Source organism: Acidisoma sp. L85 (assembly GCF_009765865.1).
Taxonomy (GTDB): Bacteria; Pseudomonadota; Alphaproteobacteria; order Acetobacterales; family Acetobacteraceae; genus Acidisoma.
The window spans coordinates 1-208 of sequence record NZ_LMUQ01000028.1 but is presented as its reverse complement, the minus strand read 5'-3'; the positions used below and the strand labels follow the sequence as shown (position 1 = coordinate 208).

Genomic DNA, 208 nt, shown 5'->3' with positions numbered 1-208 from the left:
TTGCGGCCAACGATCTTCTTATTGGCATCATATCCTCGCGCTTTGGCATTCGGCGCCTTCACCGTCTGGCTGTCGAGCACACCACCAGACGGGCTGACTTCACGTCCGCTCGGCTCCCGGTCAAGCATCAGCGACACGTCGTGAATGGTCTGGAACAGCATCCGACGCACGAACCGTCGAAACCACCAGTATACGGTTTGCCACGGGC

1 pseudogene is annotated in these 208 nt (G+C 59.1%); it reads right to left on the bottom strand.

The features are described 5' to 3' along the window. A pseudogene (locus GSQ83_RS08615) lies at positions 1 to 208 on the bottom strand (IS5/IS1182 family transposase); the annotation flags it as partial.